General features: G+C 68.7%; 12 protein-coding genes. 5 read left to right on the forward strand and 7 right to left on the reverse strand.

All coding sequences use genetic code 11. The features are described from left to right. The first annotated feature begins 73 nt into the window (after nt 1-73). On the forward strand, nt 74-1,330 hold the full coding sequence (locus BLQ49_RS12995) for a glycosyltransferase family 4 protein (protein WP_091716336.1): 1,257 nt from the start codon (nt 74-76) through the stop codon (nt 1,328-1,330). 260 nt (nt 1,331-1,590) lie between these two features. Further along, nucleotides 1,591-1,767, forward strand: a complete 177-nt coding sequence (locus BLQ49_RS29680; protein WP_167627699.1) for a hypothetical protein — start codon at nt 1,591-1,593, stop codon at nt 1,765-1,767. Nucleotides 1,768-1,953: 186 nt separating this feature from the next. On the opposite strand, the gene BLQ49_RS13000 is transcribed toward BLQ49_RS29680, so the two are convergent. From BLQ49_RS13000 to BLQ49_RS13015, 4 genes are all read right to left on the reverse strand, one after another. Then, on the reverse strand, nt 1,954-3,636 hold the full coding sequence (locus BLQ49_RS13000; RefSeq protein WP_091716337.1) for an acyl-CoA dehydrogenase family protein: 1,683 nt from the start codon (nt 3,634-3,636) through the stop codon (nt 1,954-1,956). A 470-nt stretch (nt 3,637-4,106) separates the two neighbouring features. Continuing rightward, nucleotides 4,107-4,313, reverse strand: a complete 207-nt coding sequence (locus tag BLQ49_RS13005; protein WP_091716338.1) for a hypothetical protein — start codon at nt 4,311-4,313, stop codon at nt 4,107-4,109. A 78-nt stretch (nt 4,314-4,391) separates the two neighbouring features. After that, complete coding sequence (locus BLQ49_RS13010) at nt 4,392-5,945, reverse strand: FAD-dependent oxidoreductase (protein ID WP_091716339.1); 1,554 nt, start codon at nt 5,943-5,945, stop codon at nt 4,392-4,394. Nucleotides 5,946-6,176: 231 nt separating this feature from the next. Then, complete coding sequence (locus BLQ49_RS13015) at nt 6,177-7,043, reverse strand: DMT family transporter (protein ID WP_244507571.1); 867 nt, start codon at nt 7,041-7,043, stop codon at nt 6,177-6,179. Nucleotides 7,044-7,230: 187 nt separating this feature from the next. On the opposite strand from BLQ49_RS13015, the gene BLQ49_RS13020 reads away from it, so the two are divergent. The 3 genes from BLQ49_RS13020 (at nt 7,231) to BLQ49_RS28980 (ending at nt 10,324) form a co-directional block, all read left to right on the forward strand. Further along, entirely contained in the window at nt 7,231-8,148 is a 918-nt protein-coding gene (locus tag BLQ49_RS13020) for a YihY/virulence factor BrkB family protein (RefSeq protein WP_167627700.1), read from the forward strand. After that, nucleotides 8,127-8,993: an alpha/beta fold hydrolase gene (locus tag BLQ49_RS13025; protein WP_091716342.1), complete on the forward strand. Its 867-nt coding sequence runs from the start codon at nt 8,127-8,129 to the stop codon at nt 8,991-8,993. The genes BLQ49_RS13020 and BLQ49_RS13025 overlap by 22 nt, the downstream gene beginning before the upstream one ends. Nucleotides 8,994-9,427: 434 nt before the next feature. Beyond that, nucleotides 9,428-10,324 (forward strand): hypothetical protein, encoded by an 897-nt coding sequence (locus tag BLQ49_RS28980; protein ID WP_143012253.1) that lies wholly within the window; start codon nt 9,428-9,430, stop codon nt 10,322-10,324. A gap of 191 nt (nt 10,325-10,515) precedes the next feature. Here the strand turns inward: BLQ49_RS28980 and BLQ49_RS13030 are convergent, their stop codons facing one another. The 3 genes from BLQ49_RS13030 to BLQ49_RS13040 form a co-directional block, all read right to left on the reverse strand. Further along, nucleotides 10,516-12,291, reverse strand: coding sequence for a glucan ABC transporter ATP-binding protein/ permease (locus tag BLQ49_RS13030; RefSeq protein ID WP_091716343.1), 1,776 nt, complete (start codon nt 12,289-12,291; stop codon nt 10,516-10,518). Nucleotides 12,292-12,780: 489 nt separating this feature from the next. Next, nucleotides 12,781-13,290: a CAP domain-containing protein gene (locus BLQ49_RS13035; protein WP_425283995.1), complete on the reverse strand. Its 510-nt coding sequence runs from the start codon at nt 13,288-13,290 to the stop codon at nt 12,781-12,783. A gap of 81 nt (nt 13,291-13,371) precedes the next feature. Next, entirely contained in the window at nt 13,372-16,056 is a 2,685-nt protein-coding gene (locus BLQ49_RS13040) for a DUF3772 domain-containing protein (RefSeq protein ID WP_091716344.1), read from the reverse strand. Nucleotides 16,057-16,208 lie beyond the last annotated feature (152 nt).

Consider the following 16,208-nt stretch of genomic DNA (forward strand, 5'->3'; position numbering starts at 1 on the left):
AACCAGTTTACGGGGGATCAACCGCGGGTCGTTACAACACCAAATCCCGAACTCGAGCGTCGGAAACACGCCCGTGCACGTCGTCCTCGTTGCAGATCACGCCGCGATCAACGGTGGCCAGGCCAAGGTGGCGATCGAATCCGCCCTGGGGCTCGCCGCGCGCGGGGTCCGGGTGAGCCTGTTCGCCGCCGTCGGGCCGGTGGATCCGCGCCTCGAACCCGCCGGCATCCGCGTCGTCTGCCTGGGGCAGGACGATATCGCCACGGCGCGCAACAAGCTGGTGTTCGCCGCGCAGGCGATCTGGAACGGCGCCGCGCGCCGGGCGCTCGCCCGGGAACTCGCGGCCTGCGACCCGCGGGATACCGTTGTCCATGTCCACGCCTTCGCCAAGGCACTCTCGCCGTCGATCGGCCCGGCGTTGCGGGCCTCGGGGCTGCCCTGCCTCTACACGATGCACGAGTTCTTCCTGGTCTGCCCGACCGGCGGCTTCTACGCCTACCCGGAGCAGCAGATCTGCCACCGGACGCCGATGTCGGTCTCCTGCATCGTGGCGAACTGCGACGCGCGCAGCTACCCGCGCAAGGCCGCCCGGATGGTCCGCCATGTCGGGCTCACGCAGGTGGCCCGGCTGCCGGAGCTGTTGTCCCACGTCATCACGATCAGCGACCTTCAGGAGCGGGTCGTGCGACCGCTGCTGCCCCCGGGAACCGTGTTTCACCGGGTCGACAACCCGATCGCGGTGGCGCAGGCACCGCTACGGGACGGGCCGCCGGGCGATTTCCTGTTCGTCGGGCGAATCTCCACCGAGAAGGGCGCGCCGATTTTCGCCGAGGCGGCCCGGCTTGCGGGGGCGCGGGCGGTGTTCGTCGGCGACGGCCCCGAGCGGGCGGACCTCGCGGCGCGCTATCCGGAGGCCGTCATGCTGGGCTGGCGCGACGCCGCCGGCGTGCAGGACCTGATGCGGCAGGCCCGGGCGCTGGTCTTCCCGAGCGTCTGGTACGAGGGCCAGCCGCTCACCGTCTACGAGGCCCTGGCCTGCGGCACACCGGTGATCGTCAGCGATGTCTGCGCCGGCCGGGAGGCGGTTGTCGACGGCGAGACCGGGTTCTGGTTCCGCTCGGGCGACCCGGCGGCGCTGGCCACGCATCTGCGCAGCCTGTCAGACGATGGGCTCGCCACCCGGATGGGCCGGGCCGCCTACGACCGCTATTGGGCGGCGCCGCTGAGCCTCGACGCCCATCTCGACCGTCTGGCACGCGTCTACGAGACCGTGATGCGCGGCGCCGATGCCCGCGGGCCCGTCGGCGCCCGGGCGGTCGCGACGGCCTGACGCCGCTTTCGGTCGGGGGGTGTGGCGCCGCCGTCTTTGCGAGCGCAGCGAAGCAATCCAGGGCAGCGCCACGATCGCCTATGTCGCGCTGCCCTGGGTCACTTCGCTGCGCTCGTGATGACGGTGTGGCCGCTTCAATCGGACAATCCAAACGTCCGGCCGATCGATGCACGCGCCGGAAAGATCGGAAACACCCGCCGCCGCCCGCGTTGTTCCGCACCGGCACCCTTGCGTGCCCCCGTCACGGACGAGCGAGCGACATGGCCGACGAGCAGAAGCGCAACGAGACCAAGCCGGGCTTCCAGCAGGGCAGCGCCAAGCCGGGCGACGCGAAGCACCCCGACAACAAGCAGGAGAAGCTCAACGAGCGGCTCGACGAAGCCCTGGAGGAGACCTTCCCGTCGAGCGACCCGGTCTCGGTGAAGATCACCAAGTAGGCGGCCGCCTCCACCAGCTGGCTGAGCCAGTCACCTGTCGACCGGAGAACCGCCCTCTCCTCCCCCTTGTGGGGAGGAGAGGGCGATGGCGCGGAGCGATGCCTTCTGCACCACCCCCACCCCTAGCCCCTCCCCACAAGGGGGAGGGGAAAGCGCATACGGACGCGCCGTGAACCGCCCGACCGATCAGGCGGCTTCGAGCAGCCGGCGAGCGATCACCTGGGCCTGGATCTCGGCCGCGCCCTCGAAGATCGACAGGATGCGGGCATCGCACAGGATCCGGCTCACCGGATATTCCAGCGCGAAGCCGTTGCCGCCGTGGATCTGGAGGGCGTTGTCGGCCGCCGCCCAGGCGACGCGGGCGCCCAGCAGCTTCGCCATCCCGGCCTCAAGGTCGCAGCGCTTGCCCTCGTCCTTCTCGCGGGCCGAGAAGTAGGTGAGCTGGCGGGCGATGTTGATCTCCACCGCCATCATGGCGAGCTTGTCGGCGACCCGCGGGAAGCTGACCAGCGGCTTGCCGAACTGCACCCGCTCCTCGGCGTAGCGCAGGCCGACATCGAGGGCCGACTGGGCGACGCCGATGGCGCGCGCCGCCGTCTGGATGCGAGCCGATTCGAAGGTCTGCATGAGCTGGGCGAAGCCCTTGCCCTCGACCTCGCCGAGGAGGTTCGCGGCCGGGACCTCGAAGCCCTCGAAGGCCAGCTCGTACTCCTTCATGCCCCGGTAGCCGAGCACCTCGATCTCGCCGCCCGACAGACCCTGGACCGGGAAGGGCTCCTCATCCGTCCCACGCGGCTTCTCGGCGATCAGCATGGAGAGGCCCTTGTGGCCCTTCTCCTCGGGCTTGGTGCGGACCAGCACCGTCATGATGTCGGCGCGGACCGGGTGGGTGATCCAGGTCTTGTTGCCGGTGATCTTCCAGGTGTCGCCCTCCTTCACCGCGCGGGTGCGAAGCGAAGCCAGATCCGAACCCGTGTTCGGCTCGGTGAAGACGGCGGTCGGCAAGATGTCGCCCGAGGCGATCTTCGGCAGGAAGCGCTGCTTCTGCTCCTCGGTGCCGCCGCACAGGATCAGCTCGGCGGCGATCTCCGAGCGCGTGCCGAGCGAGCCGACGCCGATATAGGCCCGGGACAATTCCTCCGAGACCACGCACATGGCGGTCTTCGGCAGGCCCATGCCGCCGTATTCCTCGGGGATCGTCAGCCCGAAGACGCCGAGTTCGGCCATCTTGGTCACGATCTCCATCGGGATGTAGGCGTTCTTCAGGTGCCACTCATGCGCCTGATCGACCACCTCGGCCTTGCCGAAGCGGCGCATCTCGGAGCGGATCGCCTCCATGTCCTCGTCGAGGCCCGAGGCGCCGACGGTCGCCGAGCCGCTGCCGTCACGCATCCGAGCAACCAGGGCGGCGCGGTTCTCGGGCGTGTTGCCCTCGGCGATCAGGGTCTCGACCGCGTCGGTGTGGTACTGCGCCACCTCCTTGACGGAGAGGCCAAGCGAGCCGGTCGGGCGGACCATCTCGCCCTGGCTCATCGGGATGCCGGAGAAGAGCTGGTCGAGATACTCGCCCGCGCCGATCCGCACGAGGAGCGCCTCGGTCTCGCCGAACCGGCCCTCGGCCTGCAGACGCTCGGCATAGCCGCCGAGTTCACGGATCGCCTCGGCGTAGGTGGCGAGCCACGCGAGCCCGTGGGCGGCGTGCTGTTGGCCTTCGAGCTTGGCCGCATCGATCCGCCCGTCCGTCCCGAGGATCCGCGTGCGGACCCGGCGCGTGGCCTCGGCGGCCAACGCCTTGGCACTCTCGCCGGCGCTCTTGGTCAGGGACACGAGGTCCTGCGGCTCGGTCTGGATGGCGGGGGATGCGGACATGGTTCTTGCTCGCCTGGCGTTTTTCTGGATCGTCTCTTTTAACCTGTCCGCGGCGCAAGCCGAAGCAGATTTCGTTTGCGGCGTCTTGAACTGAAGTTGAAGACCGATCCTTTCGGCAAGAGTCGATTCGACTTGGATCTGTTCAACTTGGGATGCCAGGCTGCGTCGGGGTTCGGGCGTTCATCCGCCGGCGGACCGACGGGCCGGAACCGCGTGTCACCAACCCTTTCCTTTGAGCTCGGGTGTTTAGCCATCTCTGGCCGACGCGTTCTCTTTTCCCCCTTGCGGGGACGAGTTGGAAGTGAGGGTGGTGCAGGATCGAGCGCTGTGCCGCCTTCTGCACCACCCCCACCCCTGATCGCTCCCCACAAGGGCGAGGGGAAAAGCCGCAGCTCCCTAGGGGGTTGGCAGCCGACGAGATGTGTGGCTTCGGCGGCCTCCGCGCGTCTGGAAGCTCGGGCCTGTCAGCCTCAGTGCTTCTGCTCGCAGCGCGTCTTCACATACGCGCCGTCCTCGCCCTTGAAGCCGGAATTGGCGGCCAGCACCGGGCCCTGGATCAGGCATTCCTGAAGCGTGTGGGCCGGGCCTGTGACCACGTCGATGGCGGTCTCGCGCGAGCAATCCGGGGCCTGCACCGAGGCAGCGCAGATGAGGGCGACGACGAGGATCTGGTTCATGGGGCCTCCCGGCTCGGCCCGGCTTCTCGGACGGCGGGCGGCGTCAAGCGAAAGGCGCGGGTGTGGGGGCAGGTTCCATCACACCAGCGCGGCCAAATCGGCACCGCCCTCGATCGTCGCTGGGTCCGGCACCCGGCCCTCGCCCAGCAGGTGCAGGAACGCCGTGAAGGGCTTGTTGCGGCCGATGCTGCAGGCCGCCACCGCCCGGCCCTCCCGGACGTAGTAGGCGATGAAGTCGAGCGCCGCCGGATCGCCCTGCAGGATGATGCGCTCGAAATCCGGCGCGTAGCCGCCGTAGTCGAGGCGCTTGTCGCCCTGGTTGCTCCAGAAGAACGGCGCCCCCGAGAAATCACCCTGCGCCCCCAGGATCGCCCGCGCCGCGTGGGTGCCGTGCTGCTGGGCAAGCCGCCAGTGCTCGATCCGGGCTGTGACCCCGCTGCCGTGCTCCGGGAAAGCCGCGATGTCGCCCGCGACCCAGACGCGATCGGCGAGTGTAAGGTCCGCGCCGACCGGGAGGCCGCCATTCTCGTCCGGCTCGACCCCGGAGACGATCCCGGTCTCCGGCGCGGCCCCGGCGCCGATCAGGACGAGATCGGCCGGCAGGCTCCCACCATCCTTGGTCTCGACCGCGGAGACGCGGCCGTTCCCGGCGATCCGGGCGACGTTGCCGGTGACGAAGGTGACGCCGTTGCCGGCATGGTAGTGCTTCAGCGCCTTCCCCACGGCCTCGCCGAATCGCTTGGCGAAGGGAACCTCCTCCCGCGACAGGACCGTCACCGACAGGCCGCGCTTGGTCAGGAAGGCCGCCGCCTCCAGGCCGATGAAGCCCGCCCCGATCACCACCACCCGCTTGGCCTCCTCGGCGGCCTCGCTGAGCCGAACGGCGTCGTCGAGGCTGCGCAGCGTCATCACGCCGTCGAGGTCCTTGCCCTCGAAATCCGGCACCACGGCGCGGCTGCCGGTGGCGATCAGCAGGGCGTCGCCCGTGAGCGTGCGCCCATCCGCCAGGGTCACGCTGCGGGCGGCCGGATCGACCCGGGTGGCCTCCTCGGCCTCGATCCGGTCGACCCGATGGGCAGCGGCGAAATCCGGCTCCAGCAGGGTCTTTTCCGGCGGCGTGGGCTTGGCCAGGAACTGCTTGGACAGCTTGGTCCGGTCGTAGGGCGGATGCCCCTCGCGGCCGATCATCGTGATCCGGCCCGAAAATCCTTCGCGGCGCAGGGTCGTCACGCAGGCGACGGCGGCCGCGCCGGTGCCGACGATCAGGACATGCTCGACCGGTGCCGCGGCGTGCTTGGCCGGGGCCGGTTCGGGGGTGAGCGTCGCGACCGCCTCGCCGCCCTCGATCCGGACGGGATAGCGGGTCAGAGCCTCCAGCGCCGGCGGCTCCTCCAGGCTGCCGTCGGACAGGGCGAAGGCCGCCTTGTGCCACGGGCAGTAGAGCCGGCCGCCGCAGATCTCGCCCTTGGCGAGCGGCGCCCCGAGATGCGGGCACTTGGCCTGGAAGGCGCGCACGCCGTCCGCGTCGCGCACGAACAGGACCGCGTCGTCGCCCGCCTTGCCCTCGGCCTTGCCGCCCAGGGGAATTGCGTCGAGGGCGAGGCGAATCTCGCGGGGCTTGTCCTGGTCCATGCGTGTCGCGCTCGGTGCCGGCCCGGGCTGTTGCGGCCCGCGCGCATCAAACCGCGAGTCGACGAAGGGTTTCCGGGCCCTGCGGTCGCAGGCCCAGGTCGGGGTTTCGAAAGGGCGAGCCCTTTCGCGGGTCCAGGGCGGAGCCCTGGCACACCGAGCATCAGGGCTCTGCCCTGAAAACCCGCCCAAGGGCTCGCCCTTGGGGAACCCGGAATCCCGGGCCGGAGACATTCAGCCTCGGCTCGCCACCGCGACCCCGAGGGCGGCCAGCGCCATCCCGGCGCCCTGCAGCGGTGTGAGCACTTCGCCGAACAAGAGATAGCCGAGCACGGCCGCCACCGGCGGCACGAGGAAGAACAGGGCCGCCACCCCCGCTACGGCGCGGCGCCGGATCAGCGCCAGCAGCAGCAGGATGCCGGCCACCGAGTTGATCAGCACCGCCCAGGCGAGCCCGAGCCAGACCGGCGCCACAGGCTCGAACTGCGCGCTGCCGAACGCGAGCGCCAGGGGGATCGCGCAGGCCATGCCGCCGACGAACTGGAGCGTCGCCCCGGCGAGCAGATCGACCCGGCCGCCGGTGCGCTTCTGCCAGAGGGTGCCGAACGTCAGAGACAGCACCGCCAGGAAGCTGACCGCCAGCGCCAGCGGTGGAATCCCGGACGGGTCGGCGGCGCCGATCTTCGGGGCCAGCACGAGCCCCGCCCCGATGAAGCCCATGAGGATGCCGAGCGCACGCCGGGGGCTCACCCGCTCGCCGAGCAGGGGCTGCGCCAGGAGCGCGGTCAGCAGCGGCTGGAGGCTGCCCACGAGGGCCGCGATCCCGGCCGGCAGCCCGCGGCTCACCGCCCAGAAGGTGCTCGACAGATAGACCCCCTGCATCAGGAAGCCCGCAATGACCGGATCGCGCCAGCCCGCGCGGTCGGCCGGCCAGCGTACGCGGGACGCCAGGGCGATCCCCGCCAACACCACGGCGACCGCGGTGAAGCGGATTGCCGTGAAGCCCAGCGGGTCCGCGTGCGGCACCACCGCGCGGGCGGAGATGAAGCCGGTCGCCCAGATCGGCACGAACAGGGCCGGGAGGGCGCTGGCCGCGCGCATCGAGGGTCGTGAGGATGTCGGCATGGCCGTATCTAAGGCGCATCCGGCCCGCGAGTCGCAACGGCGATGCGGCGCATGCCAGGGGCGTGGCGCCCATGCGTCACCGGTTCGTGTTCGGGACCGGATCGCGTCACCCGCGTTGACGGGCCGGCCCCGGCGCCGTTCATCGGCCGGCTGCCAGAGGATGATGAGACCGAGGATCGTGAAACCGCTCCGCAACGGATTGCAGGTCATGGGCGTCGCCGCGCAGCGCTTCGTCTCCCATGACGGCTGGGCGATCGCGAGCCACATCGCGCTGTCGACCCTGACGTCGCTGTTCCCGTTCCTGATCCTGCTCGCCGCGCTCGCCGGCCTGTTCGGCACGCAGTCGCTCGCCGACGAGGCCGGCGTGCTGATCTTCGACGCATGGCCCCGGGAGATCGCCAAGCCGATCGTCGGCGAGGTGCACCGGGTGCTCACCGAGCAGCGCAGCGGGGTGCTGACGCTGGGCGCGCTGTTCGCCCTCTACTTCTCCTCCTCGGGGGTCGAGAGCCTGCGCGTCGGACTGAACCGGGCCTATGGCCTGCGCGAGGGTCGACCCTGGTGGCTGACCCGGCTCGAATCGATCGGCTACGTGATCTGCGGCGCCTTCGCGATGCTGGCTTTCGCGCTGCTCGTGGTGCTGGGGCCGCTGATCTGGCGCGCCCTCGTGCTGGTGGCGCCGGGGCTGGAGCCCCTGAGTCTCACGGTGGCGATCGGGCGGATCGCCGTCACCGCCCTGCTGCTCGCCGTGATCCTAGTGATCGCCCACAAGTTCGTGGCGGCCGGGCGGCGCTCGATCCTGTCGGTCCTGCCGGGGATCGGGGTGACGCTGGTGCTGTGGTTCTTCGCCGGCCTCGGCTTCGGCTTCTATCTCGACCGGTTCTCGAACGCCTACGCGTCGACCTACGGGGGCTTGGCCACCGCGATGGTGTTCCTGGTGTTCCTCTACTGGCTCGCCGCCATGTTCCTGTTCGGCGGCGAGATCAACGGCACGGTGATCGCCGCCCGCCGCAGCCGGCTGCAGGCGCGGATGCTGGCCCGCCGGGCCGAGATGGAGGGCAAATGGACGGAGTCGAGCACCTGACGATCCGCGCGAACGGCGCGGACCTGCACGTCGCGCGCTGCGGCACGGGGGCGCCGCTGCTGCTGCTCCACGGCTGGCCGGAATTCTGGCTGACCTGGGAGCCCGTGATGGCCCGGCTCGCGGACCGCCATACGCTGATCGCCCCGGACCTGCGCGGTTTCGGCGACAGCGACAAGCCGGCAGGCCCCTTCGGCCCGGCTGACCACGCCGCCGATATGGTGTCGCTCCTCGATAGTCTCGGGATCGCGCGGGCCGGCATCGTCGGCCACGATGTCGGTGGGGCGGTGATCCAGGCGCTCGCCCGGGCGAACCCAGAGCGCTGCGCCGGCCTGGTCCTGTTCGATTTTGTCTATCCGGGGATCGGCCCCCGCCTCGGGGCGCCGGACCGGCTCAACGAGATCTGGTACCAGTCCTTCAACCAGATGGATCTGGCCGTGCAGCTCGTGGGGGCCAGCCGCGAGAGCTGCGCCGCCTATATCGGCCATTTCCTGCGGCACTGGTCGCACCGCAAGGACGCGTTCGACGACGTGTTCGACGCCTTCGTGGATGCCTACTGGAAGCCGGGAAACCTCGCGGGCGGCTTCGCGCATTATCGTGCCGCCCATGCCGGCCGGGTGGCGATGCTGAAGGGCGAGGCCCCGCCCCTGCCGCCGATCACGGTGCCGACCTGCGTGCGCTGGGCCGAGCACGACCCGATCTTCCCCTATGCCTGGACCGACCGCCTGGGCGAGACCTTTTCGGATCTCGATCTGGCGCCATTCCCGGGGGTTGGACACTTCCCGCATCGGGAGGATCCGGAGCGGGCCGCGGAGGCGATCGCGGGGTTTTTCGCGCGGATCGGGTAGAGGCTGAAGGCGCCCCTCGCCGGAACATCCCAAGGCCGGGCTTGCCGCATCCGGAAGTAGCGACGGCTGCGCCGGCCCCCGCGCCGGCTTCGTGAGAGCAGAGATCAGGGGTGCGCGCTGTCAGGATGGGGCATGTGTGTGGTTCGCCGCGCTTTCGATGGCGGCGAGTGGATCCGAATCCGTATGGGATATCGTGCGACTGCGATTGCTCCGCAGAACAAGACATTCGGCCTACTTGAGCCGCGCCCTGCATCGCATTGCGCTGATTTTGCGCTTGCCCAAAGATAGATTTTTCAAAACATCAGTTTTAATCTTGACCTGATGGCCTCGCACGCCTTTCATGAGTCACATGGCCGGAGCTTTGGACTCACTCGGCTGAATTTTACAACGGATTTAATAGTATATCGAAGTAAATACTGAGGCGGAATTTCAAGATGAACTCTAAATTAACGGCATTATCTTCCTCAATCATTGCCCTGAGCACCCTTCGAGTCGACGCATCCCCATGGACAAAAGCCGCTCAGGGAAATGGAAACCCCATACTTCCATCACCGGATCCGCGCAGCGCTTATCTGTTCTCACTACCTGTAGCCAATGTTCTCCTATCTTTCTCAGACAAAACGCACGAGCGTACGACAGATCCGTCGCCCGTCGACAATAAACTCGATGATCGTTCTCAAAAATCAAATCCCAATCCAGTGGTATTTCGAAACGTACGTGCGAGCGATGCGCCTATTCTGCAACTCGATCTGCTATCCATATCAGAAAATCCCAGTTCAGACATAAAAAATATCACATCTGGCCTTCCAGAATATTTGGCGAAACAAATCGAGAGCCGCAATTCTTCAGACTTTACCGCGCGGCCAAGAATCCATCTCGATGATGAAAGTCTGGTGAGATTGGCGCGTAATCATGTGCTCGGTGTCTACGAAATCGCCACGACAGACAAAAAAGCGCAAGAATGGGTCGCGCTCCACATGTCCCATTCCGGTCCTTACGATCCGAATGACGCGAGGGTTCAGGCCGTCTTGAATGGGACGGCTAAGATCGTTCGCGGTCCTGAGCCGGTTGAGGCGGGATCCATGTTGCACAGCAAGGAAGTCTATGGTCGCGATCCAGTCACTGGGATCGTCGAGGCAAGAGGTACCACAACCTGGCTTGAAACCAATGACAAGAAAATTGCCGAAGAAGATAAGAAACTTATCGACGACTTTGAGCAGAAAAATCCGGGTTTTACAGTCTCCCCAATCCACCTTTACGACGACGTTGCTCTCGTGATTTATCCCATAGCGCCGAACGCCACGCAGATCGCATCTCAGCCAATCACATAAAAAATTCGGTCATACGCCTCTAGAAAACGAGATGAGGCTACGCTTCGGTCTTTCGGCGATGGATCCCCATCACGCTCGCCAGGAACGGGCGGGGGTGAGGGTTACCCCCCTCACCCCCGCCCGTGACCCGATGTCTGCCTTCCGGCGAAGGGCCCCGCGCACCGACCTGGGCCCTCAACGCCAGCCCGTCCTCACGCAGCCAGCGCCAGCCCGTCCTCCGCCTCGGCCTCGGTCGCCATGAACTGCGCCCGGGCGAGCTCGGCGAAGCGACCGCCCTCGGCCACCAGCGCGTCGAAGGTCCCGGCCTCGACGATCCGGCCCTCGTGGAACACCAGGATCCGGTCGGCGTCGCGGATCGTGGCGAGGCGGTGGGCGATCACGAAGGTGGTCCGCCCCTCCATCACCGCCTCCAGCGCGCCCTGGAGCTTGCGCTCGGTGGCGGCGTCCAGCGCCGAGGTCGCCTCGTCGAGGATCAGGATCGGCGGGTTCTTCAGGAGCGCCCGGGCGATCGAGAGCCGCTGGCGCTCGCCCCCCGAGAGCGACCGGCCGCGCTCGCCGATCACCGTGTCGAGCCCGTTCGGCTGGCGCGCCAGGAAGGCGCTGGCCTGGGCCCGCTCCAGGGCGTCGAGCATCTCGGCGTCGGTGGCGTCCGGGCAGCCGACCTGCAGGTTCTCGCGGATCGAGCGGGCGAACAGCATCGGCTCCTGGAACACCACGCCGATGTTGTGGCGCAGGGAGGCGAGTCCGACGTCGCGGATGTCCATATCGTCGATACGGATCGAACCGGAGGCCGGGTCGAAGCTGCGGTGCAGGAGGCCGAGCGTCGTCGACTTGCCCGAGCCGGTGGTGCCGACCAGCGCGATCGTCTCGCCGGGCCGCGCCGAGAACGACACGCCGTCGAGCGCCTGCCGCTTGCCGTCATACGAGAAGGCGACGTTGTCGAAGGTCACCGCGCCCTCGAACCGCGCCACCTGCCGGGCATGCGGCCGGTCGGCCACCGCCGGGACGGTGTCGTAAATCTCGAAGAATTCCGCGATCTTCGGCGCCTGCTGGAACAGGCCGTTGACGAAGCCGACCACGTGGTCGAGCCGGGCCACGAAGGCGGTGGCGAGGCTCATGAAGGCCACGACCTCGCCCACCGTGGTGGTGCCGGCCTGATAGAGCCAGATGCCGGTGACGAAGATCGCCGTCATCGTGATGGTCGCGGACGCCCGTGTCGCCACGTTGGCGAGCGCCCACCAGGACAGGACCGGGATCTGCGCGGCGAGCAGGTTGGTGATGATGCCGCGCATCGCGTCCTTCTCGGCCTTGGCGCGGGTGAAGGACTGGATCACCGCGACATTGCCGAGCGCGTCCGAGGCATGGGCCGCAAGGCCGGAATTGAACTCCTCGACCTGCCCCTGGAGCGTCTCGGTCCGGCGCATCACGAAGGTGGTGAGCGCCGTGAACGCCAGCACCAGCACCACCAGGATCGAGCCGAGCTGCCAGTTGATGAACAGGGTCATCGGCAGGAGCACGCCGAGCGAGACCAGGGCGACGAGGTGGTCGCGGAAGAAACCGAGCCACAGCCACGCCATGCCGTTCGTGCCCTCCAGCATCGCCTTCAGGACGCGGCCGGAATGGTTGGCCGAGTGGAAGGCCAGCGGCAGGTCGAGCACGTGCTCGAAGTAGCTCGCCATCGAGGACAGGCGGTTGCGGTGCGCGAGCCGGTCGGCATGGAGCGCGATGAACACGCCCGCCGCAATGGTGAAGAAGCCGAACGCCACCCAGGCGGCGAGCAGGGGCAGCATCGTGCCCATGGCGTTGCCGCCGCGCTGGAGATGGGTGAGCTGGTCGATGATCCGGCCCATCAGCAGGGGCTCGGCGAAGGCCGCGATCGCCAGCACGACGTTGGTCGCCGCCAAGCCGATCGCCAGCCGCCGTTCCGCCTTCAGAAACCCTAGGACCCGTCCGTAGAGACGAACCATCGTACCGCTCCGCCACCCCTGGCGCGGCCCGTGTGCCCCGGGTCCTGCGCCATATCTTAACGGGGCTCGGCTGCCCGGCCGCTTCGCCGTTCCTGCCGCCAAACCCCTCGTACGACAGGTGTATGCCAGGCTCTGCCTGAACGGGCGATGACGGGATGATACAGATTGGAAACAGGCGTCTTTACTGCTCGTTCAGTAAGGTTACCAACCCGGTAGGCTGCCCAGGTCTCTTCGGATCCAGCACCCGGTTTTCCGTGACGATTCGGCATCGGGCACACGGCTCTCGCATCCGCACCCGGGCAGCTCCCGGGCTCCGCGTCGTGATCGGGCGGGTTATGCGCGATGGCGTCCATATCGGCGCCTATGCGGCCGAACCGGGCCGAGGCTCCCTGACACCCGCTACCGGCCGGCCAACCCTTGGGTAACGGTGACGCCGCTCACGGAAGCGCCACCGGTGCCGAACGTGACGGGGCTGCCGCAGGGGCGGCGCTACTGGGCCGTGAGCAGCGCCCAGTAGACCTTGTATTTCGAGCCCGGCGCGTAGGCGGTGGCGATGCCCATCTTGGTGGCCCTCGGGTCGAGCATCGTGGCGTCGTGCGGCTTGCTCTCGCGCCAGCCCGAGAAGGCCTCGGCCAGGGTGTGATAGCCGGCCGAGAGGTTGGCGTTCACGTCCGCGTAGCCGAGCCGCTGCACCGCGGCCTTCACGGTCTGCGCCTGGCTCGGCCGGTCGGCCAGCGCCATCGCGGCCGCCTCGGCCTCGGCCAGCCGCTGCAATTCGGGATCGACCGCGAGCGGCGGCGCGCCACGGTTGCGGCGGTAGGACGAGATCATGTCCCGGGCCGCCTCCACGTCGATATGGGCGCTGTCGCTGGCGAGCGGAAGGTAGATGCTCGGCAGTGCCGAGGAGGTCGGTGCCTGGGCGGCGCAGGCACCGAGAAGCGCCAGCGCCGACAGGCAGAGCAACCGCGGCAGGGTCCGTCTCACGCTTCGTCCGCCCACGTTCTCAAAATCCCTGCTGCGGCAACCGGCTCGGATGCCGCAGCCATATAGGCAGGGTCTGGCGGATCCGCACCCGCCCCCTCAGCCCCCCGCGCTCCGCAGGCTTCGATCCCGCTGTGTCCGGGCCCCCTCCCCGGCCTCGGCGGCGGGTGCTGCGGCCGGCGCCGCCAGCCCGAAGCGACTGGCGATCTCGCCCATGGCGCTCTGCATCGTGTCGAGGCCCTGCACGGTCACGATGCTGGAGCCGGGGCCGAGCGGCGGGATGAAGCCCGCCTGCACCAGTGTCGAGAACACGGAGAAATTAAGGTCGGTCAGCACCTTCTGGCCGAGGCTGACGTCGGTGATCCAGACCAGCAGCTCGAATTCGAGGAACGGATCGCCGATCTTCTTGAACACCACCCGGGGCGGCGGATCCCGCAGCACGTCGGCATGGGCCTGCGCGCAGCCCGTGATCATCTCGGCGGCCCGGACCGGATCCTGGTTGCGCAGGACGCTGACTGTGATGCTCACCCGGCCGGAGCGGTCGCCGCGCACCCGGTTCTTGACCACCCCGGAGATCAGGTTGGAGTTCGGCACGATCACGGCCGAGCGGTCGAAGGTCTGGATCTCCGTGGAGCGCACCGAGATCCGCTTCACGATGCCCTCGGAATCGCCGATCACCACCTGATCGCCCACCCGGATCGGCCGCTCCCACAGGAGCAACAGGCCCGAGACGAAGTTGTTGACGATCGATTGCAGGCCGAAACCGATACCGACCGACAGGGCGCCGGCCACCAGGGTGAGCTTTTCGAGGCTCAGGCCGAGATACGAGAAGGCCAGCGCCAGCGCGAGCAGGAAGCCGCAATAGCCCGCCACCGTGGTGATCGAGTTGCGCAGGCCCGCGTCGAGGTCGGTCGCCGGCAGGTAGGTGTTTTCCAGCCAGCGCTGGACGCCCTTGGTGATGAAGATGCCGACCACCAGGATGCCGATCCCCAGCACGATGCTCGACAGCGAGATCGTGACGTCGCCGACCTTGAAGCCGAAGAAGGCCTGTCGGACCGACGAGACGATGTCGGTCGAATCGAGCCCCCAGGGTGCCAGCACGAGGACCGCCGCCGCCAGGAACAGGACCACCCGGGCGGCACCGGTCGCCAGGACCGAGATCTGGTTCAGCGAGCGCTTGCGCAGGCCGGTATTGGCCTGGAGCGCGGTGGCGAGCCGGGTCTCGTCGGAGAGCGCGCGGCCGATGAAGACATCGACGCTCTGGACCAGCAGGTAGAGCAGCACCAGGACGCCCGCGTCCCAGATCAGCTGGTCGATCAGGAAGGTCACGAAGGCGACGTAGCCCACCAGGGCACCGAGCCCGATCACCGCCATGGCGGCCCAGCCGAGGAGCCGGGCCGGGCCGCCGATGCCCGTGGTGGTCTTGGTCGGCACGTAGGGGCCGAAGCAGGCCTCCTCCTCCTGCTCGGTATCGGCGAAGCGATGCAGGCCGATCCCGAGGATCAGGGCGGTCGCCACGGCGCCGAGGCCGCGGGTGGCGATGGAGATCGGCAGGGCCGCCGAGATCCCGGAATTCAGGGCCTCCACGGACTTCACCACGGTCACCACCGTGGCGATGCCGACCGCGAGCCGGGTCAGGCGCGTGGCTGCGGCGTCACTCACGGGGGTGGGCCGCCACGCGGGCTTTTCCGGGCTGAGCAGGCCGTCGCAGAGGGCTTCCACGAAGGCGATGAAGGCGAGGCCACCGGAGATCGCGGCGGCGACCGGCAGGAGCCGGGACGGCAGCAGATTGGTGGCGTCGAGCGCGTAATAGACCGCGTAGGAGCCCGCCACCGCCGGCACCGTCCCGAGCAGGATCACCCGCCAGGCGGCGAGCAGCCTGGCCCGGCGCGATGGCTCCGTCTTGCCGGCATCCCGGCGGGCGCCCCGGGGCGCGATGTTGCGGCGGCCGAAATACAAAGCCACCGAGATCCCGAAGGCCAGCCCGAGGAACAGCAGGTTGGTGAGGCTGCCATTGCGGGAGAACAGGAGCCCGATATCGGAGACTGCGCTCTGCAGCGCGCGGGTATCGCGCGGCACGTCGGCCATCACCTTGGCCCAGAAGCCCGGGCCGATCAGCAGCTGGGACCGCAGGAACAGGTCGCGGGTGAAGGATTCGCGCCGGCGGTTCGAGACGCGGTCGACGATCTGGTCGCCCTGCACCACGAGCGAGCGGGCCAGCCGCTGGGTCTCGTCGATCCGGGTGACGGCGGCCTCGCGCTCGGCGCGCTGCTCGGCGACGTCCGCGCTCTCCTGAGTGTCCTTGGGCTTCGGCCCGAGCTGGGCCAGCCGCTCGCGGGCAGCCTCCAGCGGCGCGTCGAGCCGCGTGACCAGGGTGCGGATCTCGTCTGTGACCGTGACGGCGCTGTCGCGGATGGCGGTGAGATCCGCCACCGTCAGGTCCGTATGGCCGAGCTGCTTCTCCCGGGCGTCGAGCTCGGCCTTGGCGGCGTCGAGCTTGGCCCGCACCGCCTTGAACTGTTCGGGGACCTCCGCGGATGCCGGTTTGGCCGCCGCAGGTTTGGCTTCTGCGGGCTTGGTTTCTGCAGCCTTTGCATCCGCAGGCTTGCCGGCCGGCCCCTGCGTCTGAGCGGGCGTTTGCGCGGGAGACTGGGCCGGCGTCTCGGCAGAGGCCGGCGGGGATGCGGCGGCGAGGCCGAGCATCACTGCGGCGAAGAGGGTGGCGAGACGGGACGGGCGCGCGCCGCCATCCGGCTTGCTGGTACGCGCTGGCGTACACGTCATGGGCGACCTCGCGTCGGGCGCGCCGATGCGCGCTCGGCATCGGCGAATCGGCGGCGATAGGGGACCGGGGGGCCCTCCTGGCGGCCCAGCCCTCTGCGGGAGCAATAGGGCGAAACCGTGCTCCTGCCATCCGGCACCGGCTCGCACGGCCC

Origin of the sequence: Methylobacterium phyllostachyos (genome assembly GCF_900103445.1) — a bacterium.
Taxonomy (GTDB): Bacteria; Pseudomonadota; Alphaproteobacteria; order Rhizobiales; family Beijerinckiaceae; genus Methylobacterium; species Methylobacterium phyllostachyos.

Bases quoted from the DNA above. Each gene is read 5' to 3' on its own strand.
- BLQ49_RS29680 (WP_167627699.1), top strand. From the start codon at position 1,591: ATGGCCGACGAGCAGAAGCGCAACGAGACCAAGCCGGGCTTCCAGCAG.
- BLQ49_RS13000 (WP_091716337.1), bottom strand. From the start codon at position 3,636: ATGTCCGCATCCCCCGCCATCCAGACCGAGCCGCAGGACCTCGTGTCC.
- BLQ49_RS13005 (WP_091716338.1), bottom strand. From the start codon at position 4,313: ATGAACCAGATCCTCGTCGTCGCCCTCATCTGCGCTGCCTCGGTGCAG.
- BLQ49_RS13010 (WP_091716339.1), bottom strand. From the start codon at position 5,945: ATGGACCAGGACAAGCCCCGCGAGATTCGCCTCGCCCTCGACGCAATT.
- BLQ49_RS13015 (WP_244507571.1), bottom strand. From the start codon at position 7,043: ATGCGCGCGGCCAGCGCCCTCCCGGCCCTGTTCGTGCCGATCTGGGCG.
- BLQ49_RS13020 (WP_167627700.1), top strand. From the start codon at position 7,231: ATGAGACCGAGGATCGTGAAACCGCTCCGCAACGGATTGCAGGTCATG.
- BLQ49_RS13025 (WP_091716342.1), top strand. From the start codon at position 8,127: ATGGACGGAGTCGAGCACCTGACGATCCGCGCGAACGGCGCGGACCTG.
- BLQ49_RS28980 (WP_143012253.1), top strand. From the start codon at position 9,428: ATGAACTCTAAATTAACGGCATTATCTTCCTCAATCATTGCCCTGAGC.
- BLQ49_RS13030 (WP_091716343.1), bottom strand. From the start codon at position 12,291: ATGGTTCGTCTCTACGGACGGGTCCTAGGGTTTCTGAAGGCGGAACGG.
- BLQ49_RS13040 (WP_091716344.1), bottom strand. From the start codon at position 16,056: ATGACGTGTACGCCAGCGCGTACCAGCAAGCCGGATGGCGGCGCGCGC.